This window comes from Arthrobacter sp. S41, from assembly GCF_004320535.1.
Classification (GTDB): Bacteria; Actinomycetota; Actinomycetes; order Actinomycetales; family Micrococcaceae; genus Glutamicibacter.
Window position 1 is genome coordinate 156,535 of the sequence record NZ_SIHY01000002.1, and the last position, 22,677, is coordinate 179,211.

General features: G+C 54.1%; 18 protein-coding genes. 4 read left to right on the forward strand and 14 right to left on the reverse strand.

All coding sequences use genetic code 11. The annotated features are described in order from the left end of the window. Nucleotides 1-66: 66 nt before the first annotated feature. On the reverse strand, nt 67-1,221 hold the full coding sequence (locus EYR88_RS12045) for an acyl-CoA dehydrogenase family protein (protein ID WP_131090008.1): 1,155 nt from the start codon (nt 1,219-1,221) through the stop codon (nt 67-69). A 242-nt stretch (nt 1,222-1,463) separates the two neighbouring features. On the opposite strand from EYR88_RS12045, the gene EYR88_RS12050 reads away from it, so the two are divergent. Together EYR88_RS12050 and EYR88_RS12055 are read left to right on the forward strand one after the other, a co-directional pair. After that, nucleotides 1,464-2,081 carry a TetR/AcrR family transcriptional regulator gene (locus EYR88_RS12050; RefSeq protein WP_242632570.1) on the forward strand — a complete coding sequence of 206 codons (618 nt, stop codon included), beginning with the start codon at nt 1,464-1,466 and terminating at the stop codon, nt 2,079-2,081. 69 nt (nt 2,082-2,150) lie between these two features. Continuing rightward, nucleotides 2,151-2,612 (forward strand): GNAT family N-acetyltransferase, encoded by a 462-nt coding sequence (locus EYR88_RS12055; RefSeq protein ID WP_131090010.1) that lies wholly within the window; start codon nt 2,151-2,153, stop codon nt 2,610-2,612. A 321-nt stretch (nt 2,613-2,933) separates the two neighbouring features. On the opposite strand, the gene EYR88_RS12060 is transcribed toward EYR88_RS12055, so the two are convergent. The 11 genes from EYR88_RS12060 to pdhA form a co-directional block, all read right to left on the reverse strand. Beyond that, nucleotides 2,934-4,631 carry an ABC transporter ATP-binding protein gene (locus tag EYR88_RS12060; protein ID WP_131090011.1) on the reverse strand — a complete coding sequence of 566 codons (1,698 nt, stop codon included), beginning with the start codon at nt 4,629-4,631 and terminating at the stop codon, nt 2,934-2,936. Further along, complete coding sequence (locus EYR88_RS12065; RefSeq protein WP_131090012.1) at nt 4,628-5,686, reverse strand: ABC transporter permease; 1,059 nt, start codon at nt 5,684-5,686, stop codon at nt 4,628-4,630. The genes EYR88_RS12060 and EYR88_RS12065 overlap by 4 nt, the downstream gene beginning before the upstream one ends. Before the next feature lie 17 nt (nt 5,687-5,703). Then, on the reverse strand, nt 5,704-7,221 hold the full coding sequence (locus EYR88_RS12070; RefSeq protein ID WP_131090013.1) for an ABC transporter permease: 1,518 nt from the start codon (nt 7,219-7,221) through the stop codon (nt 5,704-5,706). A 139-nt stretch (nt 7,222-7,360) separates the two neighbouring features. After that, on the reverse strand, nt 7,361-9,160 hold the full coding sequence (locus EYR88_RS12075) for an ABC transporter family substrate-binding protein (RefSeq protein WP_131090014.1): 1,800 nt from the start codon (nt 9,158-9,160) through the stop codon (nt 7,361-7,363). 438 nt (nt 9,161-9,598) lie between these two features. Continuing rightward, on the reverse strand, nt 9,599-11,242 hold the full coding sequence (locus tag EYR88_RS12080) for an ABC transporter ATP-binding protein (protein ID WP_131090015.1): 1,644 nt from the start codon (nt 11,240-11,242) through the stop codon (nt 9,599-9,601). Nucleotides 11,243-11,245: 3 nt separating this feature from the next. Further along, nucleotides 11,246-12,268 carry an ABC transporter permease gene (locus tag EYR88_RS12085; protein WP_131090016.1) on the reverse strand — a complete coding sequence of 341 codons (1,023 nt, stop codon included), beginning with the start codon at nt 12,266-12,268 and terminating at the stop codon, nt 11,246-11,248. Further along, nucleotides 12,261-13,187 (reverse strand): ABC transporter permease, encoded by a 927-nt coding sequence (locus EYR88_RS12090; RefSeq protein ID WP_131090017.1) that lies wholly within the window; start codon nt 13,185-13,187, stop codon nt 12,261-12,263. The genes EYR88_RS12085 and EYR88_RS12090 overlap by 8 nt, the downstream gene beginning before the upstream one ends. Nucleotides 13,188-13,376: 189 nt before the next feature. Beyond that, nucleotides 13,377-15,008, reverse strand: a complete 1,632-nt coding sequence (locus EYR88_RS12095) for an ABC transporter substrate-binding protein (protein WP_131090018.1) — start codon at nt 15,006-15,008, stop codon at nt 13,377-13,379. A gap of 196 nt (nt 15,009-15,204) precedes the next feature. Continuing rightward, complete coding sequence (locus EYR88_RS12100; RefSeq protein WP_131090019.1) at nt 15,205-16,503, reverse strand: dihydrolipoamide acetyltransferase family protein; 1,299 nt, start codon at nt 16,501-16,503, stop codon at nt 15,205-15,207. Continuing rightward, complete coding sequence (locus tag EYR88_RS12105) at nt 16,503-17,504, reverse strand: alpha-ketoacid dehydrogenase subunit beta (protein ID WP_131090020.1); 1,002 nt, start codon at nt 17,502-17,504, stop codon at nt 16,503-16,505. Before EYR88_RS12105 ends, EYR88_RS12100 begins: the two co-directional genes overlap by 1 nt. 2 nt (nt 17,505-17,506) lie before the next feature. Continuing rightward, nucleotides 17,507-18,622: a pyruvate dehydrogenase (acetyl-transferring) E1 component subunit alpha gene (gene pdhA, locus EYR88_RS12110; RefSeq protein ID WP_131090021.1), complete on the reverse strand. Its 1,116-nt coding sequence runs from the start codon at nt 18,620-18,622 to the stop codon at nt 17,507-17,509. Between the two features lie 268 nt (nt 18,623-18,890). Here pdhA and EYR88_RS12115 point away from each other — a divergent pair, with 268 nt between their 5' ends. Next, on the forward strand, nt 18,891-19,247 hold the full coding sequence (locus tag EYR88_RS12115) for an Lrp/AsnC ligand binding domain-containing protein (protein WP_315973714.1): 357 nt from the start codon (nt 18,891-18,893) through the stop codon (nt 19,245-19,247). Nucleotides 19,248-19,323: 76 nt separating this feature from the next. Here EYR88_RS12115 and EYR88_RS12120 read toward each other — a convergent pair whose 3' ends face one another. Beyond that, complete coding sequence (locus EYR88_RS12120) at nt 19,324-20,949, reverse strand: sodium/solute symporter (RefSeq protein WP_131090022.1); 1,626 nt, start codon at nt 20,947-20,949, stop codon at nt 19,324-19,326. Then, the gene (locus EYR88_RS12125) at nt 20,950-21,294 is read right to left on the reverse strand and encodes a DUF485 domain-containing protein (RefSeq protein WP_131090023.1); all 345 of its coding nucleotides are present in this window, start codon (nt 21,292-21,294) and stop codon (nt 20,950-20,952) included. A 195-nt stretch (nt 21,295-21,489) separates the two neighbouring features. Here EYR88_RS12125 and EYR88_RS12130 point away from each other — a divergent pair, with 195 nt between their 5' ends. Next, on the forward strand, nt 21,490-22,671 hold the full coding sequence (locus EYR88_RS12130) for a sensor histidine kinase (RefSeq protein WP_131090024.1): 1,182 nt from the start codon (nt 21,490-21,492) through the stop codon (nt 22,669-22,671). Nucleotides 22,672-22,677 lie beyond the last annotated feature (6 nt).

A 22,677-nucleotide genomic window follows, 5' to 3' on the forward strand; every position in this document is an offset into this window, starting at 1 on the left:
TAACTGTGAGCGCCCAAAGAGCGCCACACGTTGTGTTTAACGTGCAGCGCTCTGCCGGTCTAGGGACTACAGGCCCAGACTGCGAGCAATGAGCATTTGCTGTACTTGCGTGGTGCCTTCGCCGATCTCCAAAATCTTGGAATCGCGGTAGTGCCGTGCGACGAGGGATTCATTCATGAACCCGTATCCTCCAAAGATCTGGGTCGCATCGCGCGCGTTATCCATGGCAGCCTCGCTAGCAATAAGTTTGGCGTGAGCAGCTTCGATCTTGAAGTCTTTTCCGGCCAGCATCTTGGCTGCGGCCGCGTAGTAGGCCAGTCGCGCGGTGTGTGCTCGGGATGCCATCCGAGCAATCATGAACGAAATGCCTTGATTCTTGCCGATAGCGGTACCAAAGGTTGTTCGGGTCTTGGCGTATTTCACTGCCTCGTCCAAACATCCTTGCGCCGCCCCAGTAGCAAGGGCGGCAATAGCGATGCGCCCCTCATCCAGGATTTCCAAGAAGTAGGCATAGCCGCGTCCTCGTCCGCCCAAGAGGTTTTCTTCTGGGACACGTGCGTCATTGAAACTCAGTGGGTGGGTGTCGCTGGCGCGCCAACCAACTTTGTCGTAGGCCTTCTCTACAGTAAATCCTTCGGTTCCGGTGGGCACGATAATTGCAGAAATTTCTTTTCTACCTGTTGCCTCATCCACCCCGGTTACTGCCGTGGCCGTGACGTGAGAGGTGATCTCAGTTCCGGAGTTGGTAATAAATTCTTTGGCCCCGTTGATAACCCATTGACCATTTTCCAGTGATGCTTTGGTTAGCGCCGCCGAGGCGTCAGAGCCTGCGCCCGGTTCAGTGAGTCCGAACCCTGCAAGACGCTGTCCGGTGGCAAGTGGTTCAAGCCAACGTTGCTTCTGCTCTTTGTTGCCGAACCGATATATGGGCATAGCCCCTAAAGAGACTCCAGCCTCTAAAGTAATGGCCACCGATTGGTCAACCTTGCCCAGTTCTTCGAGTGCCAAAGCCAGATGGAAGTAATCTCCACCAGAGCCACCGAACTCTTCAGAAATCGGTAATCCAAAAAGCCCCATTTGTCCCATTTGTTTAACAACGTCATAAGGGAAAGCATGATTGGCGTCGTTTTCAGCGCTCTGTGGAGCAACGACTTCTTGGGCAAATTCGCGGACCATGTCTACCAGGTCTTGGTACTGGTCATCGAGTTCGAGGTTGATCATCAGACTCTCTCTTCGTTGAGGAACTAACGCACGCGATACGCAGAATGTTTGACGAGCCCAGTGATGATCGTTTGTTGCGATCAGCGAGCATATGTCTTGGAAGCACACTGCGCGACGCGTATGGTTAATACTTGTTAACTGATTGCCGCCTACTGGTCGGTAAGCAGCTTCATTTTTGACAGTAGTGGCACGCGTCACACTTGTCCAGAGTTCGGCGTAGCAGTCGTAAGGAGATGATGGTGATGGCGAGCAGATATCAAGCCCTCAATGAACCAACTGACCGCGAACGCGCCAAGGCCGAGCGACGAGAAGCCCTACTGCGCGAAGCCACCAGACTGTTTGCCCAGCACGGTTACGCAGGAGTCTCTCTAGAAGATCTCGGTGCTGCCTGCGGGATCTCAGGCCCGGCGGTTTACCGTCATTTCGCGGGAAAACAAGCCGTATTAATTGCGCTCTTGGTAGACATGTCAAAGGACATCTACGACGGCGGACAAAAGGCCTGCGAAGCTGGCGGCACAGCCTTGGAAGTGCTCTCCCGCCTAGTTGATTTCCACACCGATTTTTCGCTGTCTCGCCCGGACATTCTTCAGGTTCAAGACCGCGATCTGAAATCCTTGCCCGCGGCGGAATTAGCCTTGGTGCGCAAGCTCCAAAACTCGTATATCGCGTTATGGACCAATGAACTTGCCAAGCTGCATCCGACTGGTTCCAAGCAATCTCACCGCTTCCGGGCCCATGCCGTATTTGGACTGTTAAACTCGACAGCCCACTCAGCTCACTCTCCGAGAACTAAAAAGTCTGGTCTTAAGCCACTTTTGTCTAATATGGCTCTCGCTGCGCTCACATCCCCGGTAGTGTAGTTCCCAAGCCAATGTTCCGCAGCGTTCCGAAAACGGCATGCTGACCTACCCGATTGAAAGGCCTTTATCGTGCAGCTACGTGAAGTCCGCCCTTCCGACTTGGACGCATTCTTTGCTCACCAGCAAGAACCCGAGGCGAACCTCATGGCCGCTTATCAGGCGCGTAATCCAGCCGACCGCGCGGTATTCGACCACCACTGGAACTCGATCTTGAATGATCCAAGTGTTCTAGTACGCACCATTGAAGACGACGGTGACGTCGTCGGGTCAATCTTGGTATTTGACGGCGAAACTCCAGAAATCAATTTCTGGACTTCCACTAAGTACTGGGGCAAGGGAATCACCACCAGCGCGGTGGATGCCTTCCTCGCTGAGTACACCAAGCGTCCACTGACCGCACACGTGGTTCAGGACAATCTGGGATCCATCAAGGTACTTGAGCGCCGCGGCTTTAAGACCGTTGGCACTGAGCAGATCTTCTCGAACGCTCGTGCCGAGGTTGTCACCGAAAACGTTATGCAGCTGGACTAAAACTACAGTCCAAAAATAGCCGTTTAATAGATGAGGAGCTGGCCCACTAGGGCCAGCTCCTCATCTATTCACCATCAATCAGAACCGAGGATCGTAGTCCCCTTTGCCTCGGTCTATATCTTTGCGTGCCTTGCACAACGCTCTTGATGTGGGCGGGTCACGGTCTTCTAAGGCATCCGCCCTTTTATCCAAGCCTCTGAAGGCGCCGATGATAAATGGACACGCACAGCGCCGTTAGCGTTGCGTCGGACCTTCGGTACTCGAATACCACTCAAGGAGCCAGATGTTCTCCGGCTCCTTGAGTGGTTTTTCTGGTACTACCTATCGTGCGTTGTTCAGCAAACGCCACGCTTCGCGACGTTCTGCCTGAGCATGCGGATCAGGCACAGGCGCGGCAGCCAAGAGGCGCTTGGTGTAGTCGTGAGTTGGCGAGTGCAGCACGGTGTTGACCATGCCTTGTTCCACGGCCTTACCGGACTGCATAACAACTACCGCGTCGGCAAGCATGTCCACCACGGCCAAGTCGTGGCTGACAAAGAGGCAAGCGAAGTTGAAGTCGCGCTGCAAGTCCTGAAGCATTTCGAGTACCAGGGCCTGAACGGAAACGTCCAGTGCACTGGTTGGCTCATCAGCGATCAGCAGTTCAGGATTCAGAGTCAGCGCGCGAGCAATACATATACGCTGACGCTGTCCACCGGAGAGCTCATGAGGGTAACGGTTGATCACGTTGCGTGGAAGCTTTACCGCATCGAGTAGTTCCTGCGCTCGCTTAATACGAGAAGCTTTGGTGCCTACCTTGTGAACTACCATCGGCTCGGTGATGCAATCGCCAATTGGGAAACGAGGGTTCAGCGAGGCAGCCGGATCCTGGAAGATCACACCGATCGATTTGCGAACCGCACGAGCTTCCTTTGGTGAAAGCTTCGGAAGGTTGTGCCCCTTGACCGACAGGGTTCCTTCGGCCACTGGTAGCAAACCGAGCACTGCCTTAGCGATGGTCGACTTACCTGATCCGGACTCCCCCACAATGCCCAAGACTTCGCCCTTGGCAATATCAAAGCTCACGTTTTCCACGGCACGGAAAATAGTTCCACGCATGTCATATTCGAGAACAAGATCTTTGGCTTCCAATACCAGTTCACGACCCGGAGGAGCCGTAGCGGTACTGTGTGGAGCATGCTCAGCGATATCAATCGGAGCCGACAGTCGCGGCACTGCCGCCAGCAAACGCTGCGTATACTCATGCTGCGGATGTAGCAAAACTTGATCAACTGAACCGGTCTCAACCAAGTTTCCTTGGAACATCACGGCGACTTCATCAGCCATATCTGCCACCACACCCATGTTGTGGGTAATGAGCAAGATACCGGTATTCAGACGGTCCTTGAGTTCGCGTAGCAGATCCAAGATTTCGGCCTGCACGGTTACGTCCAGTGCGGTGGTTGGCTCATCCGCGATGATCACCTTCGGATCACAAGAGATGGCCATGGCGATCACGATGCGCTGGCGCTGTCCACCGGAGAACTGGTGTGGGTATTGCTTGACGCGCTTTTCAGGTTCAGGAATGCCGACCAAACGCAGCAGCTCAATGGCTCTGTCGGTTGCTTCCTTGCCATAGGCAATGTCGTGCAGTTCCAGTGCTTCGGTGAGCTGGCGTTCAATGGTGAGCACCGGGTTCAGCGCCGTCATTGGTTCCTGGAATACCATGGCGATGTCGGTGGCCCGCATCTTGCGGAGCTTGCTTTCTTCTAAGCCGACCACATTGACGGTACCGACCTTGGCCGAACCTTCAACGATTGCGTTACTAGGTAGCAAACCCATCGCAGCCGTTGAGGTAACCGACTTACCAGAACCAGATTCACCGACTAATGCGACGACCCGTCCTGGACGAACCGTCAGCGACAATCCCTTAACTGCATGAACGTCTGATCCGGAGGTCTCAAAGGTGACGTTGAGGTCTTTAAAACTCAGTGCGTATCCGCTTGAGTCCTGTTCGTTTATTGGCGCTGCATGGCTCATGGCTTGTCCTTGCGGGTTGGCATAGCAAATAGTCCGGCACGGCGACGGCGTTTCTTACCGGTTTGGCGTGGGTCAAAAGCATCTCGCATTCCGTCCCCGAGGAAGTTGACGGCTAGTGCGATCACCACGATGATCATGCCAGGCCACCAGAACAGCCATGGACGGGTCACGAAGGCATTTTGGTACTGGCTAATGAGCAGTCCAAGTGACGACTCCGGTGGCTGTACGCCAAACCCAAGGAAGGACAGCGACGATTCGAGCAAAATGGCGCCAGCGATGGCGAAGGTCGCGTTCACAACGATCACACCGACGGTGTTTGGTAGCAAGTGTTTTGCGATCACACGGCTGGTTTTTGAGCCCATGGCTTGTGCCGCCGCGACGTATTCGCGTTCGCGAAGGCTGAGGATCTCACCACGAACAAGTCGAGCGAGTCCGGTCCAAGTGACCAAGCCCAGTACGAGCGCTAGGGTGATGATCGACCCTGAGCCGTGGCCTGCCATTTGGCCCAAAACAGCGGCCAGAACCAACAGTGGAATCACGATGAAGAGGTCGGTGATGCGCATAAGCACTTCATCAACCCACCCGCGGAAGTATCCGGCCACAGCTCCGATAACTGCGCCAAGGAAAGTGGCAACGAGCCCGACCACAAGGCCGATAATGATTGATTTCTGGGTGCCGTTCATGACCAAAGCAAAATAGTCTTTGCCGACCGAGTCCTGGCCGAAAGGATGATCGCCAATCCGAATTCCCGAACCGCCCAGCCATGTTGGCAATAGCGACAATGATGGCTTACCGCCATTGATCACGGAACCAGCATCTAGGTAGCTCTGTTTCCACCAGCCGGGAATCGGGCCGATACCAATGGAGGTAAAGGCGATTACGGTGATTAGCACCAGCGTCACTGCGGAGATCATGGCTGGCTTATGTTTGAGGAATCGCTCAAAAATGATCCGCGATTGGCTCTTCGATTGTTCGGTCGAAGCAGCAAGCTTCGCGTCCTCCACCTCAGCAATTGAGGTGAGGTTCTCTGGAGTCTTGTCGTTTATATTACTCATCGGTAGTCCTTATTTCCTTAGACCCGGATCCGCGGATCAAGCAGCGCGTAAACTATGTCGGCGAGCAGATTGAAGAGGACCGCAGCGGTACCCGTAACTAGGAAGAATGCCATCACTGGTGCAGGGTCGACGGCGTGTAGGCCGGTGCTGAACATATCGCCCATTCCCTTCCAGCCAAAGACCGTCTCGGTAACTACCGCACCACCAATGAGGCCTGCAAAGTCGAAGGCCGCGATAGTGGCAATCGGGATCAGTGCGTTGCGGAATGCGTGGCGGAAAATTACGGTTCGTTCGCTCAATCCCTTGGAACGCGCGGTACGGATGTAATCCTGCTGCTGTACTTCAAGCATCGACGAACGGGTGTACCTGGAATAACTCGCCAATGAAATGATCGCTAGCACGATCGTTGGCAACAAAAGCTGAGTTGCATTGTCTAGGAAGGAATCCCAGTACCCGCCACCAAGGTTGGCCGTGGAAGATCCGATAGTTCCGATCGGACGTCCTTTCAGCTCAAGGAATCCAGGCCATGCGCGGAAAATATGATCCACGACGGTAAGGGTAGCGCCGACAAAACCAACCAGCATGGATACGCCGGCAGCAGTTTTGGAAAGGCGTCCACCCATGAACTTGCCGATTACTCCCGGGACAGCCACGGCCAGAATCGCGCCCATAATCAAGATCCAGGTATTCGCATCTTTGAGTAGCCAGAAGGTTGCGTAGTACAGAGCTGCTACGAGAGCAACGGTGACCAAAGCCGGGTAAAGAATTTTCTTCTCTTTTAGACCACCGGTCATTGCGGTTGCAGAGAGCGCAAGAAGCAGGGTGAGGATCACAATGATCGCTGGACCCATTTGCGGATAGCGGTAGAAGTTCAACCAAACACTGTATTGCAGGAGCAATGGAACGAAGATGGCGGTGATTAGAAAAGTCACTCCGCGCCGTTTGAGCGAACCGGCCAAGAGCATCTGCAAGATCAAGCCAACAACGACACCAATGAGGATACTTCTACCCAAAGATATTTCAGGGTTTTCCAACCAGTTGTTGTAGCCAATTGCCATGTACTCCTTGAGCAGAACGGCAGCCCAGAATACTGGCAAAGAGAAGAATAGGAAGGTCAAGAACGTGATGATGTAGTCAAGTCCAGAGTACTGACGAACGGCCGTAATCACGCCGATCGCGATACCAAGAATCGCAGCGATGAATGTCGCCAAAAGTACCAAGCGCAAAGTCGAAGATGCTGCATTGGCCAAAAGCCCGCTGACTTCAACGCCGTTGATATTTCTGCCTAGATCGCACGAGCCGACAACGCATTTGCCGACCCCTCCTAGCCAGGAAATGTACCTCAGGTACCAAGGCTGATCAAGGTTCAAATAATCGGAGCGCTGTTGCATCAGGTATTCGCGATTTTCTGCGTTGCTCTCACGCAGGTCGGCCAACGGATCGCCGGCGTTGATTACCAGCACGTAGAGCAACAGGGAAGCTCCGAACAGCACGCCTACGGCGGAACCTAATCTCTTGAGAATGAACTTCAACACGGTTCTAATGTCCTCTTTCTATTCACCTATTTGCGTTGACGCCATCCGGTGCTGATGGTTGACGCACCGCGGGGCCCGATATCGATCGGACCCCGCGGGCGCTCACAGTTGGTGTTTGCTGTTGGTATGCCGTTGCGGCTTACTCAGCGCGGGACCACTGTTCAGCGTTCCAAACAATGCCACCCTGCGTGGCTGTGTGTCGGACGTTCTGGACATCTGAACCCGAAGCGCTCAGGCCAGGGTGGGCGAATACTGGGATTCCGTAGAGGTCATCCCACAACAGCTTTTCAATCTTCTTGGTCTGTTCAGCGTGAACTGCAGGGTCCAAGGAGGTTGCAAGCGTGGTCCAAGCTTTATCCACCTCTGGGTTTGAGTACTTGCCGTAGTTCTGTGGCTTGCCCGTTGCGTAGATGTTCTGACCGGAAGTAATCTGGCCCGAACCAGCCCAAGCGAACAGTGCTACTTCGTAGTCACCGCGTTCCTGGGTTCCGCCTGGTGCGAAGAATTTAGCATCGCCTGCATCTTCGACCTTGAATCCAGCCTTGTCACAGGAAGACTTGATCGCTGCGACCTCGTTGGTGCGGCGTTCGTTAGGGGCCGAGTAACCGATGCGAATCTTGGTTCCTACAGCGTCCTCAGATTCCAAGATCTTCTTGGCGCCTTCAATGTCTACCTGGTCATAACGGCCATCGTAAGCAGCGTCCACAGTCTCTTGGTAGTTTTCCTGGAATGGGAAGACTTCGCGTGCATTCATGACCTGAGCCTCTGGGTTCAGCGGCTTGATCAAGTTGTCAACGATTTCCTGACGAGGAACGCACATTGCGAATGCCTTACGCAGTTCCAAGTTGGTCATTTCATTGCCCTTGGCAAAGTTGAAGTCCAAGTGCTCCCAAGTTAGAGTGTCACCCTTTTGGATGTTGACTGCACTGCCCAGTCCCTCCAACTGCGCCAAGGTATCTACCGTTGGCTGAGGAGCGATGACGTCAACATCTTTGTTCTGCAGAGCCTGGACCATGCCGGTGTCTGCTAAGAAGCGGAAGGTCAGGTTCTTGGTGGCTGCCGGGGTACCGTAGTAGTTCTCATTGGCAGTCAAGGTGACCGACTCGCCGGCCTTCCAAGAGCCCAACTTGTATGGACCGGATACTGGCATATCTGCCTCATCAGGCAATGTGCCTGGCTTGGTCATCCAGCCTTCGTTCCAGAACTTGGCTGCTTTCTCAAGTTTCTTGGAATCGCCGTCACGCACAGCCTTCACGAATTCTTCGGTGCTCAGGCCACCCTTCTTGGCAACGACGTGAGCTGGATGCATCATCCAGGTCTGAATCTGCCAGTCCGGATCTGGGTTCTTGAAGGTTACGGTGAATTCCTTGCTGTCCGCGGCCCCTTCAGGACCCTTAGGAACAGTGTCACCGAGGTCGGTCGAAACCGAGGAGAAGAGTGGCTTGTCCTTTGAACCGGTGTTGAGGTTCAGGTTCTGCATCGCCCAAGCCATCACTGCGTCAGCAGTGGTGATCGGAGTGCCATCGGACCACTTCGCGTTGTCATTGATGGTGTACTTGATGGTCAGTGGATCATCGCTGACCTTCTCGTAGGAGCCGAGGTCGGTGTTTGGGTAGACCTTGCCGTCAGTACCCATGTAGTAGAAACCAGCGAACAAACGGTCAGTGATGCCCGAGTTGTAGGTGGAGTAAGTCTGCGGGGTGTAGCCGTTGTAGCTAATGAATTCAGGAGCGCCAATAGTGGTCTTGATTTCATCATCTTTGGTGGTGACGTCACCCAAGTCCGCGAGGCCCGAGTTCTCGGCCTCGACTCCACCATTCGAGCCAGGACTCTTGCTGGCATCGCTAGTAGCGTCGCCGCCGCCTGGTGCACAAGCCGACAGTGCTAGGGCTAGAGCAGCGCCTACTGCTACTGCTTTCGAAACGCGTTGAATCCGCATTTCGCCTCCTTGAATTCGTGATGATACGAGTTGTGAATCGGTGCGATTCGTTGTGGACCAAATCACATGATCAATCCATTGAGCAATACACTAACCTGAATTTTCTGGCTTGGATAGAGAAAGATTCGCTTCACATCTCCCCCGACGCCACGTTCCTGCGACCGATTCGCAACGCGCTTGTTACGCATCAGTACAAGCGACCTACGCCACATCCGCGAGATTTCAAGGGTTTCTTTCACATTGAGAAAAACCAATCAGAACAACCGTGTTACCAGTATGTTTCACGGATGGTTTTATAACAGTTTTGCAACGTTTGCTTCAGGTTGAAAAAATCTGAAATATTCGTTGAATATGACGAAGTGTGGTCCTTTGGTTAAGCCAGAAGGGCCGTTGAAACCTTTCGGTTTCAACGGCCCTTCTGGCTGTAGGTGACGCCAATTAGATCAGCGATGCACCTGGAATAGCACCCAACAGGTTGCGGGTGTACTGGCTTTTAGGAGCGGCGAAGATCTGGTCGGCAGTTCCCTGCTCAACGATCTTTCCTCGTTCCATAACGCAAACGTTGTCGGCAATCTGACGGACGACAGCCAAGTCGTGGGTAATGAACAAGTAGGTCAATCCCATTTCTCGCTGCAGCTCATCAAGAAGGTCCAGAACCTGCGCCTGAACCAGAACGTCCAACGCAGACACTGCCTCATCACAAACGATCATCTCTGGCTGCAAAGCCAGTGCGCGGGCGATAGCAATACGCTGTCGCTGACCGCCGGAGAGTTCATTCGGGAATCGGTGCATGGTCGAAGCCGGCATCGAGACCTGATCAAGCAGTTCTTCAACCTTCTTCTGTCGAGAAGCCGCATTGCCGATTCCGTGGATTCGCAATGGCTCTTCGATGGTTCGGAAGATCGAGTACATCGGGTCCAAAGATCCGTAAGGATCCTGGAAGATCGGCTGTACACGGCGGCGGTACTTGAACAATTTCTTCTCGCTCAAGTTACCAATCTGCTCACCATCAAAGGTGATCTCACCGCTGGTCTTATCGAGCAAGTTGAGCACCATTTGCGCAATCGTGGACTTGCCCGAACCGGACTCGCCCACCACGGCAGTTGTGGTGCCCTTGGGGATTTCGAAGGAAACGTTGTCCACCGCGGTGAACTTTTCCTTGCGCCCGAAGCCCTTGCGGATGTCGAAGACCTTGGTCAGGTTGCTGATCTTCAGCAGCGGTTCAGCCTTACCCGGCACAATCTCGTCAACGATAGCTTCGTGCTTGTCGCCACGCTGTGCGGACAAGGAAGGAGCTGAGCTGATAAGACGCTTGGTGTAAGGGTGCTGTGGGTTGCGCAGGATGTCCAGAGCAGGGCCGTACTCAACGACCTGGCCCTTGTACATCACGACAACTTTTTCAGCACGCTCTGCGGCCAAACCAAGATCGTGAGTGATCAGCAGAACCGCGGTGCCCAGTTCACTGGTCATCGTGTCTAGGTGATCCAAGATCTGCTGCTGAACGGTAACGTCCAGCGCACTGGTTGGCTCATCAGCGATCAGCAAACGCGGACGGCAAGCCAGACCGATAGCAATCAGCGCACGCTGGCGCATACCACCGGAGAATTCGTGAGGGTACTGTCCTGCACGAGCCTCTGGGTTAGGCAAGCCAGCATCAGCCAGAATCTGGGTTACACGCTGCTTGGGGTTATCCCCCGCCAGACCGTTGGCCTTCAGCGTTTCCTTGACCTGGAAACCAATTTTCCACACAGGGTTCAGGTTGGACATTGGATCCTGTGGAACCATGCCAATGTGATTTCCGCGCAGTTCAACAAATCGCTTTTCACTGGCATGCGAAATGTCTTCGCCGTCAAAGAGAATCTGACCCGAGGAGACAGAACCATTGCCGGCCAATAGACCGATGGCAGCAAGTGCTGAAGTGGATTTACCGGAACCGGATTCGCCCACGATGGCCACGGTCTCGCCTGGCATCACCGTGAAGTTTGCATCGCGTACCGCGTGTACTGGTCCATCAGGGGTGGAGAAGGTAATCGCCAAGTCCTTGATTTCCAGCAACGGCTTAGGTGTTGCAGTTTCAGTCATATTCTAGGCTCCCTTCCGGGCCTTGGGATCCAGTGCGTCACGCACTGCGTCACCGAGCATGATGAAGCTCAAAACTGTCACGGAAAGGAACAGTGCTGGCCACATCAACATCATTGGGTTGCTACGAAGTTGCTGCTGTGCCAGGGAAATGTCGTTACCCCAGCTCATTACTTCGCCCGGCAAACCGACACCCAAGAAGGACAGCGTCGCTTCAGCCACGATGTACACACCCAAGTTCACGGTGGCGACAACAATAATTGGAGCCAGCGAGTTCGGCAGCACGTGCTTGACCAACGACTTAAACCTCGACAGGCCAAGTGCGCGTGAAGCTTTCACATAGTCAGCATCTCGCGCTTCGATAACTGCACCACGAGTGATTCGAGCCAGCTGTGGCCAACCGAAGATTGCTAGCGTAACGATAACCGTCCACACACTGCGATGTTCGCGGAATGCAGGAAGCTGCATAACGATGATTGCACCAAGGATCAGTGGCAGAGCGAAGAAGATATCGCCCAGACGAGCCAAGATGGCGTCGATCCATCCACCGTAGAATCCGGCAAGGGCACCGAGTGCACCGCCGACGATGACAACGATGAGTGTGGTGAAGACACCAACAAGCAGCGAAGCACGCGTTCCGTAAATAACTCGCGCGTAAACGTCACAACCCTGCAGGTTGAAGCCCATGAAGTGGCCCGGACGCCCAGGCTCATTGGAGTTTTCAAGCTGACAAGCGTTTTGACCGTTGGGGTCAATCGAGGTGAACAAGTGCGGGAATGCCGCGACCACAATGACTGCAAGGATCAGGATCGCTGAAATGATAAACAGCGGTTGCTTGCGCAATGAACGCCAAGCTTCGGCCCACATGGACAGCGGCTTGCCGGTTTCCTTTACCGAGTCAACTGCCTGTAACGGAGTTTCCTCTAGCGGAGCAACAAAGTGCTCGATCTTGTACTTAGAAACCTTGCCGGCGCGAGGCGTGCTAATTTGCAGGCCGTCTTCCGGATTAAAGTTTTGGTTCTCAGGCATAACGGATCCTTGGGTCAAGCAGTGCGTAAAGCATATCCACAACTAGGTTGGCGACGACAAAGACGATCACCAAAACACCGACGACCGCAACGACGGTCGGCGTTTCACCCTTTTGGATTGCTTGGTAGAGCAAGTGTCCAACACCGGGGACATTAAAGATGCCCTCGGTGACAATCGCGCCACCCATCAGTGAACCCAAGTCGGCTCCCAAGAAGGTAACCACTGGGATCAACGAGTTACGCAGGATGTGTACTGTAATAACGCGTCGACGGCTCAAGCCCTTGGCGGTTGCGGTACGTACGAAGTCGGCGCTCTTGTTCTCGATTACCGAGGTACGAGTCAATCGAACTACGTAGGCCAGCGATACCAGGCCGAGCACTAGTGCTGGGAGGAATAGCTCTCCCCATGTCGCGGCACCGGAAACCGTTGGTTTTACCAAATCAAGTTTCACGCCGACAACAAACTGAAGCACGAAACCCAAAACGAAGGTTGGCACAGCGATCACGATCAGTGAGGCAACCAAGATGGTCGAGTCGAACCACTTGCCTTTACGCATACCTGCGATAACACCGAAAATGATGCCGAAGACGCTTTCAATCAGCAGGGCAAGAATTGCCAGGCGTGCGGTCACAGGGAAAGCACGGCCCAAGAGGGCGGAAACTTCCTGGCCTGAGAACGAGGTTCCGAGGTCGAAGGTCACCAAATTCTTCAAGTACAACCCGTACTGAACCCAGAAAGGCTTGTCCAAGTTGTACTGGGCTTCCAGCGCAGCGCGAGTCGCATCAGACATCGGCTTGCCACCGGATAGTGCATCAATCGGGTTGCCAGGTGTGGCAAATACCAAGAAGTACACGAGCAAGGTTGCTCCGATGAAGACCGGAATCAGCTGCGCGATTCTTTTCAGCATGAAACTTAACATGCGTGCATCTCACCTCGAGATGCCGGAGGGCACTTGGCCATTATTTCCCTCTTTCCGTCGCTAATTAGCGCGACGTTTATTTTTGGGAGGCAGATCAACACGCCAAAGGGAGACCCATGAATATCCGGGTCTCCCTTGACATGCATTTCAGCGAATTTCAGACTTGACCAGTCCGAAAGCTGAAATTACTTACTTACCAGTGATTTCGTTGTAGATTGGAACACCGTTCCAACCGAACTCAACGTTGGAAACATTAGTGCTCCATCCACCCTGAACTGCTTGGTACCACAGTGGGATGACAGGCATATCCTTGAACAGGATTTCCTGGGACTCGTTGAAGATCTTTGCACCCTCAGCTGGGTCAGTCGCCGCCAAGCCCTCAGAGAGCTTCTCGTCGAATTCCTTGCTGGAGTACTTGCCATCGTTCGAGCCTGCATCGGTACCAAATAGTGGGCCGAGGAAGTTGTAGAGCGATGGGTAGTCGGCCTGCCAGCCGGTGCGGAAGCTACCGGACATGTCGTAGGTCGTTACCTTGGCGCGCAGTTCCTTGAAGGAGCTGAAGGACTGGGCGGTTGCCTTGATACCAAGGTTGTTCTTGAGCTGGTTGACTACAGCTTCAACAAATTCCTTGTTACCGGCACCGTCAACGTTGTAGCCAACGCTGAATTCCTTGTCTGCATCCCACTTGCTGATCTTGTCGGCTTCAGCCCAAAGCTTCTTGGCTTCGTCACCGTTGAATTCCAGCACGTCGCTGCCTGGCAGATCATCGCTGTAGCCTTCAAGCACAGGCGCGGTGAAGTCCTTAGCGATGGACTTGCCACCCTGGTAGACCTTGTCGATGATCAGCTGACGGTCAATTGCCTTGGAGATCGCGGCACGACGCAGCTTACCTTCTTCATCTTCCTTGAAGTGATCAAGGTAGCTTGGGATGGTGATGGTTGCGTTACCTGCGTATGGCGAGTTGACTGAGTTTTCACCCAAGTCATCCTGGTAGGAAGCGAGCTGTCCTGGAGGAATCTGATCCAGTACGTCCAAGTTGTTGGACTGCAGATCCGAGTAGGCCGAGTCAGTGGACTGGTAGACCTTGAAATCAATGCCACCGTTTGCAGCCTTGCGAGGACCGTCATACTTCTCGTTGATGTCCATCTTCAGGTTGACGTCGTGGTTCCATTCGGTCAGCTTGTATGGACCGTTGCCGACTGGCTTTTCGCCGAAGGCCTTTGGATCCTTGAATGCTGCTTCTGGCAACGGCATGAAGGCGGTGTAGCCCAGACGCAGTGGGAAGTCAGATTCAGGCTGGGAAAGCTTGACGGTGAAGGTAGTGTCATCAACTACTTTCAGACCTTCCATCTTGTCTTCCTTGGACTTCTCAGCACTTACCTTGTCGTAGCCCTTGATGGACTCGAAGAAGTAGGAGTTCAGCTGAGCGTTCTTGGCTGCGGCACCGAAGTTCCAAGCATCCACGAACGAAGCAGCAGTTACTGGAGAGCCGTCAGAGAAGGTCTGGCCAGACTTGATCTTGATGGTGTAGTTCTGGGAGTCCTTGGACTCAATGGACTCAGCGAGTTCATTGACAGGGGCACCCTTTGCGTCATAGCTGACCAAGCCCGTGAAGAGCAGGTCCATGACACGACCGCCACCAACTTCGTTGGTATTGGCAGGTAGAAGACCGTTCTGCGGCTCTGTGGTGTTAGCGGTGACGACGTATGAACCGTCCCCATCACCGCTGGCGGTGTCACTTGAACCGCCTCCACAAGCCGACAGGGTCAGTGCCAAGGCTGCTGAAAGAACGACAGCCTTAGATGCGTGCGAGTATCGCATCCTATTTCTCCTCAACATAAGGTTGCTGCTTCTGCATTTCGCAGAGCCGTGCGCGCAAGCGTGAGCTGTAGCACGTAGTGAATGAGATTACATCAAAAATTGCGAAACAACCAATGAATATTCATGAAAGCAATGCTTGAAATCGGTTTAGTCATTCCGTCAAAGATATTCTGTCCGGGTCAACATAACTTGAATGTCAAATAAAAATGTTCATCATTCCGGGGTCATGTAAAACTGATCCGACACCTGCGAGGAACTCGCTTGCTTCCTTGCCGTCAACCACCCTGTGATCAAAGGACAAAGCCAAAGTCATGGTATGGCGAAGCGCTACTTCGTCTTGGTATTCCCAAGGCCGACGCTTCACTTGGCCTAATGCCAAAATTCCAGCCTGCCCTGGGGGAAGAATTGGTGTTCCAGCGTCAACGCCGAACACTCCAACGTTGGTAATGGAGAAGGTGCCACCAGAAAGTTGAGCCGGAGACAATGTTCCGGACCGACCTTGATCGATGAGCTCACTCAGCCCGGTAGCCAATTGAACCAGCGGCATCGCCTGAGCCTCCTTGATTACCGGCACCAACAGGCCGCGGTCACTGGCGACAGCCATGCCAAGATTTACCGATCCGAATTCAACGATTTCATCAGCTTGTTCGTCCCACGTTGAGTTCAATGCCCGATAGGTCCCTAGCAAGCGAGTGACAACCAAGGCAGTGAGCGTAGTGATGTTGAGTTTGACGTCTTTCGTCAACCGGTGGGCCCGCATATGTTCAACCAAAGCCAACGATTCGGTGACATCAATGGTCAGGAACTCCGTGGCATGCGGAGCAGTGAAGGCAGAACTCACCATGGCCTTAGCGGTAGCTCTACGCACTGCGGTGATTTTTACGTGCCTATCCCCCGCGTGCGCGTCCACCTTCGGTTGAGCAACCGAAGAATCACTGACCGAGCCAGAAGCATCAATGGCCTGTTGAACATCACGCCGAAGCACCAGCCCATCTTCGCCGCTTCCAGCAAGCACCGAAATATCGACCCCGTGATCACGGGCAAGCTTTCGCACCGGGGGTGTACAACGAGTAACGGTGCGCTGATTACTCCCATGATCCACCACAACAGAAGTTGCCTGCCGAGAGTTACGGGTTTTGCGTTGCGGTCGAGCACCGGTAGCAGCGGGGGCACCATAACCCACAAGAGTCGGGGTGCGTTCGGCTCCGGAAGCATCTTGTGGTGATTGTTGTTGCGGTGAATCCTTAGCTGGTGCTTCGTCGCCAAAAGTCACTAGCGGGCCACCGACTTGAACAACTTCTCCTTGGGACGCATGAATCTGTTGGACCACTCCGGCAAACGGTGAAGGCAACTCCACCACTGCTTTAGCGGTTTCCACCTCGGCAATGACCTGATTTAGGCTCACTTGCTCGCCGACCTTGATCTTCCAGTTCAAGACCTCGGATTCAGTCAGACCCTCTCCCAGATCTGGCAGTTTAAAAGTTTGATTGCTCATCACTGGGCAGCTCCTTCGGTGGCTTCGTGGTGGGCCATGACCGCATCTACCGCGTGTAGCACTCGGTCTAGATCCGGCAAATGATGGCTCTCTAGTCGCGAGGGTGGATAGGGAACGTCAAATCCGGTCACACGCAAGGGCGCGTGCTCCAAGTAATCAAAACAACGCTCGGTGATCTCGGCACAAATCTCGGCACCCAACCCCGCGGTCCGACTGGCCTCGTGAACCACAACCAGCTTTCCGGTGCGCTGGACCGACTGAGCGATGGTGTCGAAATCCAACGGATCTAAACTGCGCAGATCAATGACTTCTAGGCTGGTACCTTCGTCCTCGGCCGCTAGGGCAGCATCGATCAAGGTATAGGTGGTTGGCCCATAGCCGACCATCGTCACGTCATTTCCTTCTCGAACCACTCTTGCCTTAGGTGAAGAATCCGGCTCTGGCTCAATGAGTTCAGCGTCAGACTTTTCGTGATAGCGGCGTTTAGGTTCAAAGAAGATCACCGGGTCATCGCAAGTGATGGCCTGGCGTAGCATTGTGTAGGCATCCTCCACACTGGAAGGTGCAAATACTCGCAGTCCCGCGGTGTGAGCAAAGTACGCTTCCGGTGATTCCGAGTGGTGCTCCGGAGATCCGATGCCACCACCGTAAGGAATACGGACAGTGACCGGCATTTTCACCCGTCCGCGTGAACGGTAATGCAGCTTAGCCAGCTGCGAAACCAACTGGTCAAAAGCCGGGTAAGTGAAGCCATCAAATTGGATCTCCACCACCGGGCGGTAGCCACGGTAGGCCAGACCAATGGCAGTTCCGACAATTCCTGATTCGGCCAGCGGAGTGTCGACCACTCGGTGCTCACCAAATTCGGACTTTAGCCCATCGGTGACACGAAAAACGCCCCCCAAGGTTCCGATGTCTTCACCGAGCAAGATAACTTTTTCATCTTCGCTGAGCGCATCGTGTAGCGACTTATTTAGCGCTTTGAGCATAGTTGTTGCCATGATTATTCACCACCTGAAAAGTCACCAAGATAATCCAAATATTCTTTAGCTGCCCGCTGCGTCGGTTCATGCTTCTCTGCATAAACATTGGAGAACAGCTCTTGGACCTTTGGATCTTCCATGGTGGTGATTGCGGCACGTAACTGAGCTGCCATGTCATCGGCGGCGTTCTGCGCACGCTGCTCATAAGACTGAACATCTGCACCCATTTCATGCAGGTACTTCACCAAGCGATCGATAGGATCCTTGGCTTTCCACTCTTCAAGCTGCTCGGTTTTACGGTATCGAGTTGGATCATCAGCGGTGGTGTGAGAACCCATTCGGTAGGTAACAGCCTCAATGAACGTTGGACCAAGTCCATGTCGGGCGTGGGCCAGAGCCGCCTTTGTTGCCGCATACACGGCCAGAATGTCATTGCCGTCCACCCGCCAGGTTTTTAGCCCGAAGCCATGGGCACGGTCAGCAATCTGGGTACGGCTTTGTAAGGCGACGGGCTCTGAGATGGCCCATTGGTTGTTCTGGCAGAAGAAGAGGACCGGCGCCTGGTAGCTGGCCGCAAAAATCATCGCCTCATTAACGTCACCCTGACTGGTGGCGCCATCGCCAAAGTAAGCCACGGAAACTTGCTTGCCGCCATCAAACTTGATGCCCATCCCGTACCCAGCAGCGTGTAGCGCCTGGGAACCTATGACAATCTGTTGGCAAGCAATATTTACTTCGTTCGGATCCCAGCCACTGGCTTGGGCTCCGCGCCAAACGCTTAGTAGGTCTTCTGCTTTCACTCCCCTAGCCCACGCGACTCCGTGTTCGCGGTACGAGGGAAAGATAAAGTCGTCGTCTTCGGTGGCGCGCACCGAACCAATTTGTGCGGCTTCTTGGCCGAGCAACGGAGCCCACAGGCCCAGTTGACCTTGGCGTTGCAGGGCGGTGGCCTCATTGTCCATCCGTCGCAGCACCACCATGTCGCGCAAGAAATCGGCAAGGTCCGCTTCTTTGAGGTCCTTGAGGTGGTGGTCTAGTTCTTCGTCCGGAATTCGTTTCCCGTCGACGTTCAGCAGCTGATGCGTTGGTAGGCATCCGGCGGCTACGTCCATGTGCTGTGTGGACACGATCGGCATCCTTACTTTCACGTAGTCGTTGGCGAGATTCCTGGTCGAACCCCGCTAAATGTGATGCTACTCACGTAACGCAAGACGCACAATGTTCAGCGGAAAATTAGCGCAAAACGCCCTATTTATCCTTCCTTTACGGTGCTAACGTGCTCATTATGCACCTCTTGGACGTGACAGATCGACGAATCCTACTGGCGCTAGCCACTGCCAAAAACGAACCTGTTCGGCCATCGCTACGGCTTTGAACCTCGGACGTAATACGGTGCAGACTCGAATGACCAGACTTGAAAATGAAGTCCTGGATAATCCGGACCGTCGCATCCCTCCGGCCGCATTGGGCTACGGACTACTCTCCTTCATTGAATTACATGTGGACCAGAGATATCTTGAGGAAATCACCGCTAAGTTAGCCACCATCCCTGAAGTGCTAGAAGCACACGGACTCACCGGTAATGCCGACATCTTGGTACGAGTGGCAGCCAAGGATGCAGAACAACTTTTTAGGGTCCACGGCCAGCTACTACATATTGATGGGGTCAATCGCGCTGACTCAGCATTGTCCATGGCGCAGCTGGTCCCGTACCGAACCACCGCACTGCTACGACATTCGCTGCAAACCAGCAGCCAGTGATACCACACAAAAAGTTCTGGGGATCAACCATTGGTGGTTAATCCCCAGAACTGTGTTTTACCTACGTGTTATTTGTTTAGTGATCGACGGCCTTTTCAGCGCCCACACCGGTCAGCGAACGAACTTCCATTTCAGCTGCCTTAGTTGGATCCTCGATCCTCTTATCGGTAACCGATCCCAACCAGCCCAGCAAGAAGGCCAACGGAATGGAAACGATGCCCGGGTTAGCCAGCGGGAAGATGGACATGTCGATGCTTGGGATCATCGAGGTTTCTGCCCCGGAGAAGACCGGGGAGAAAATGATCAGCAACAGGGCCGAACCCAGACCACCGTACATAGACCAAACTGCGCCGCGGGTTTTGAATCCCTTCCAGAACAGCGAGTACAGGATGGTTGGCAGGTTAGCCGAGGCAGCGACCGCGAAGGCCAAAGCTACCAAGAAGGCCACGTTCTGCCCCTGAGCACCGATACCGCCAGCGATAGCAAAGACGCCGATAACTAGCACGGTTCGTCGAGCTACTTTCATTTCCTTCTCTGGGGTAGTCCTGCCCTTAGCGATCACCGAAGCGTAAACGTCGTGAGCAAAGGAAGCAGCTGCAGTAATGGTCAAACCTGCCACCACAGCCAGAATAGTTGCGAAGGCGACGGCCGAGATCAGACCCAGCAGAACCGTTCCGCCCAGTTCGTAAGCCAGCAGCGGCGCTGCCGAGTTCACGCCACCTGGGGCGGCCTTGATCCGGTCTGGACCAATCAGTGCGCCGGCACCAAAGCCAAGAACCAGGGTGAACAGGTAGAAAGCACCAATCAACCAGATGGCCCAGACAACCGACTTACGTGCTTCCTTCGCGGTTGGCACGGTGTAGAAACGCATCAGCACGTGTGGAAGGCCAGCGGTACCAAGCACCAGGGCCAACGCCAAGGAGATGAAGTCCAACTTGGAAGTTTCACTCTTGCCATACTGCATACCCGGGTTCAGGATCTCTGGGTTGCCAGCCACTTCGGCGGCCTTGCCCAGCAGTTCCGAGAAGTTGAAACCGAAATTAGCCAGGGTCCAGACGGTCATGATCAACGCGCCAGCGATCAGCAGGCAGGCCTTGATGATCTGCACCCAGGTGGTGCCCTTCATGCCACCGACCAGTACGTAGAGAATCATCAGCGCACCAACGATGACAATCACCAGTGACTGACCAAGCTTCTGATCAATACCCAACAGCAACGAAACCAGCGCGCCTGCGCCAGCCATCTGTGCCAGCAGGTAGAACACACAAACTGCCAGGGTGGAGATTGCGGCAGCAATGCGAACCGGACGCTGCTTGAGGCGGAAGGAAAGTACGTCCGCCATGGTGAACTTACCGGTGTTTCGCAACAGCTCGGCAACGAGCAGCAGCGCGACAAGCCAGGCGACCAAGAAGCCAATGGAGTACAGGAAGCCGTCGTAGCCGTTGATGGCGATGGCTCCGACAATGCCCAAGAAGGACGCCGCCGAGAGGTAGTCACCGGCAATAGCTGTACCGTTCTGCGTTCCTGTAAAGGAACGGCCACCGGCATAGTAGTCCGCGGCGGTCTTGTTGTTTTTGGATGCTCGCAGAACGATCACCAAGGTAATGCCAACAAAGGCAATGAAGATGCCGATATTAACCAGTGGGTTACCCACCTTGGTTGATGCGGCCGCACCTTGAGCAAGGAGTGTTAGTGACTGCATTTATTTCACTCCTTTATCTTCTAGGCGTTCGCGAATGCGCGTGGCCTGCGGGTCGATCTTCTTATTGGCGTAGCTGACATAGGCTGCCGTGATGATGAAGGTCGAAACAAACTGCAAGAGCCCAAGGAGAATGCCGAGGTTGACGTTGCCCCAAACCTTGATTGACATGAAGTCGTGGAAATAGTCAGCTAGCAGTACGTAGGCGAAATACCAGACGAGGAAGAAGATCGCCATGGGGAATACGAAGCTACGGTGAGTTTTGCGTAGTTCCTGAAATTCCTCAGATTGACTCTCCTTGACGAAATCGACGTCGCCAGTGACGTCGGGTTCCGGGTTGGCACTCATTGAGGCCCTCCTTGAGCGAGTTAGAGATGCGGGCGAGCTCACATCGAAAGTGTGACTCAATTCACTATTAGTGATGATTCCTCGCGCTACTAGGGAAATTCGAGGGAGCGTGGCTCAACGGGCTGTTTTATGCGCTCAACGGCACGCACCATCGCGCTCAACGCACAGGGTCTTGAAGGCCTTTAGGATGAGAACATGTCTCCAGCATTGCAAGTCACCCTGATCGTGGTCATCGTGGTGCTTGGCATTACTATCGTTGGCTACTTCGGTTTTAGGATTTCTCGCTCAACCAGAGAGATGGGCACCGATGCCGAAGAAGCTACCTACAAAACCCTGCACCATATGTCAGTTGCCGTACCCCATTTGGAACGCGGGCTGACTAAAGAAGGCGCCGTAAAAAGCGCCAAGGCACTGCGCCGGCTACTCAATTGCCAGGTGCTTTTGATCAGCGACAGCACCCGGATCCTCGCCACCGACTCCGGAATCGAGTTCACCGCACAATTAGAAGAGGATGCCGCCGAGGCTTCGGCTTCTACACTGGCTACCGGCAAAACTCAGGTGAAGCATTCAACGTCAATGGACATTGTTGCCGCTCCCATCATGGTGGGCGATCAAGTTGTCGGCGCGGTGATTGCTCTCTCGCAGCGCGCCGGTGCGAGCTTTGTTCGTGCAGTGTCAGAAGTCGCGGTTTTTGTCTCCGCACAGGTATCCACTGCGCAACTAGATGAGTCCAAAGCAATGTTGCTTGAAGCTCAGATGCGCGCATTACGCGCGCAAATCTCCCCACACTTCATTTACAACTCGCTAAACGCCATTGCCTCGTTTATTAATACCGACCCAGCCCGTGCCAGAGAATTGGTGATTGAGTTTGCCGACTTCACTCGTTACTCCTTTAGGCGCCGCGGAGAATTTACTACGTTGGCCGAAGAGCTCGAAGCGATCGACCGCTACCTTTTACTTGAAAAAGCCCGCTTCGGCGATCGAATCAAGGTCAGCTTGCAGATTGCTCCCGAAGTTCTCCCCACTCAAATTCCATTCCTCGCCTTGCAACCATTGGTGGAAAACGCCGTCCGCCACGGACTGGAGGCTCGCCCCGATGGTGGTGTCATTTCAATAACCGCCACCGAGGACGGCATGCATGCGGTGATCTCGGTTGAAGATGACGGGATGGGCATGGACCCGGAGCAATTGGCCAGCGTGCTCGCTGGCACCACCACAACCATGCATGTGGGACTTCGAAATGTTGACCTGCGACTGCGTCAGCTTTACGGCAACTCCAATGGGCTGATCATCGAGACCGCCCCGGGAGCTGGAACCTTGATCACCCTGCGCGTTCCTAAATTCCGTGCGCCAGACACCACCGGTGCTGAGGTTTAGGAATCC

Bases quoted from the DNA above. Each gene is read 5' to 3' on its own strand.
- EYR88_RS12045 (WP_131090008.1), bottom strand. From the start codon at position 1,221: ATGATCAACCTCGAACTCGATGACCAGTACCAAGACCTGGTAGACATG.
- EYR88_RS12050 (WP_242632570.1), top strand. From the start codon at position 1,464: ATGGCGAGCAGATATCAAGCCCTCAATGAACCAACTGACCGCGAACGC.
- EYR88_RS12060 (WP_131090011.1), bottom strand. From the start codon at position 4,631: ATGAGCCATGCAGCGCCAATAAACGAACAGGACTCAAGCGGATACGCA.
- EYR88_RS12065 (WP_131090012.1), bottom strand. From the start codon at position 5,686: ATGAGTAATATAAACGACAAGACTCCAGAGAACCTCACCTCAATTGCT.
- EYR88_RS12075 (WP_131090014.1), bottom strand. From the start codon at position 9,160: ATGCGGATTCAACGCGTTTCGAAAGCAGTAGCAGTAGGCGCTGCTCTA.
- EYR88_RS12080 (WP_131090015.1), bottom strand. From the start codon at position 11,242: ATGACTGAAACTGCAACACCTAAGCCGTTGCTGGAAATCAAGGACTTG.
- EYR88_RS12085 (WP_131090016.1), bottom strand. From the start codon at position 12,268: ATGCCTGAGAACCAAAACTTTAATCCGGAAGACGGCCTGCAAATTAGC.
- EYR88_RS12090 (WP_131090017.1), bottom strand. From the start codon at position 13,187: ATGTTAAGTTTCATGCTGAAAAGAATCGCGCAGCTGATTCCGGTCTTC.
- EYR88_RS12095 (WP_131090018.1), bottom strand. From the start codon at position 15,008: ATGCGATACTCGCACGCATCTAAGGCTGTCGTTCTTTCAGCAGCCTTG.
- EYR88_RS12100 (WP_131090019.1), bottom strand. From the start codon at position 16,503: ATGAGCAATCAAACTTTTAAACTGCCAGATCTGGGAGAGGGTCTGACT.
- EYR88_RS12105 (WP_131090020.1), bottom strand. From the start codon at position 17,504: ATGGCAACAACTATGCTCAAAGCGCTAAATAAGTCGCTACACGATGCG.
- pdhA (WP_131090021.1), bottom strand. From the start codon at position 18,622: ATGCCGATCGTGTCCACACAGCACATGGACGTAGCCGCCGGATGCCTA.
- EYR88_RS12115 (WP_315973714.1), top strand. From the start codon at position 18,891: ATGACCAGACTTGAAAATGAAGTCCTGGATAATCCGGACCGTCGCATC.
- EYR88_RS12120 (WP_131090022.1), bottom strand. From the start codon at position 20,949: ATGCAGTCACTAACACTCCTTGCTCAAGGTGCGGCCGCATCAACCAAG.
- EYR88_RS12125 (WP_131090023.1), bottom strand. From the start codon at position 21,294: ATGAGTGCCAACCCGGAACCCGACGTCACTGGCGACGTCGATTTCGTC.
- EYR88_RS12130 (WP_131090024.1), top strand. From the start codon at position 21,490: ATGTCTCCAGCATTGCAAGTCACCCTGATCGTGGTCATCGTGGTGCTT.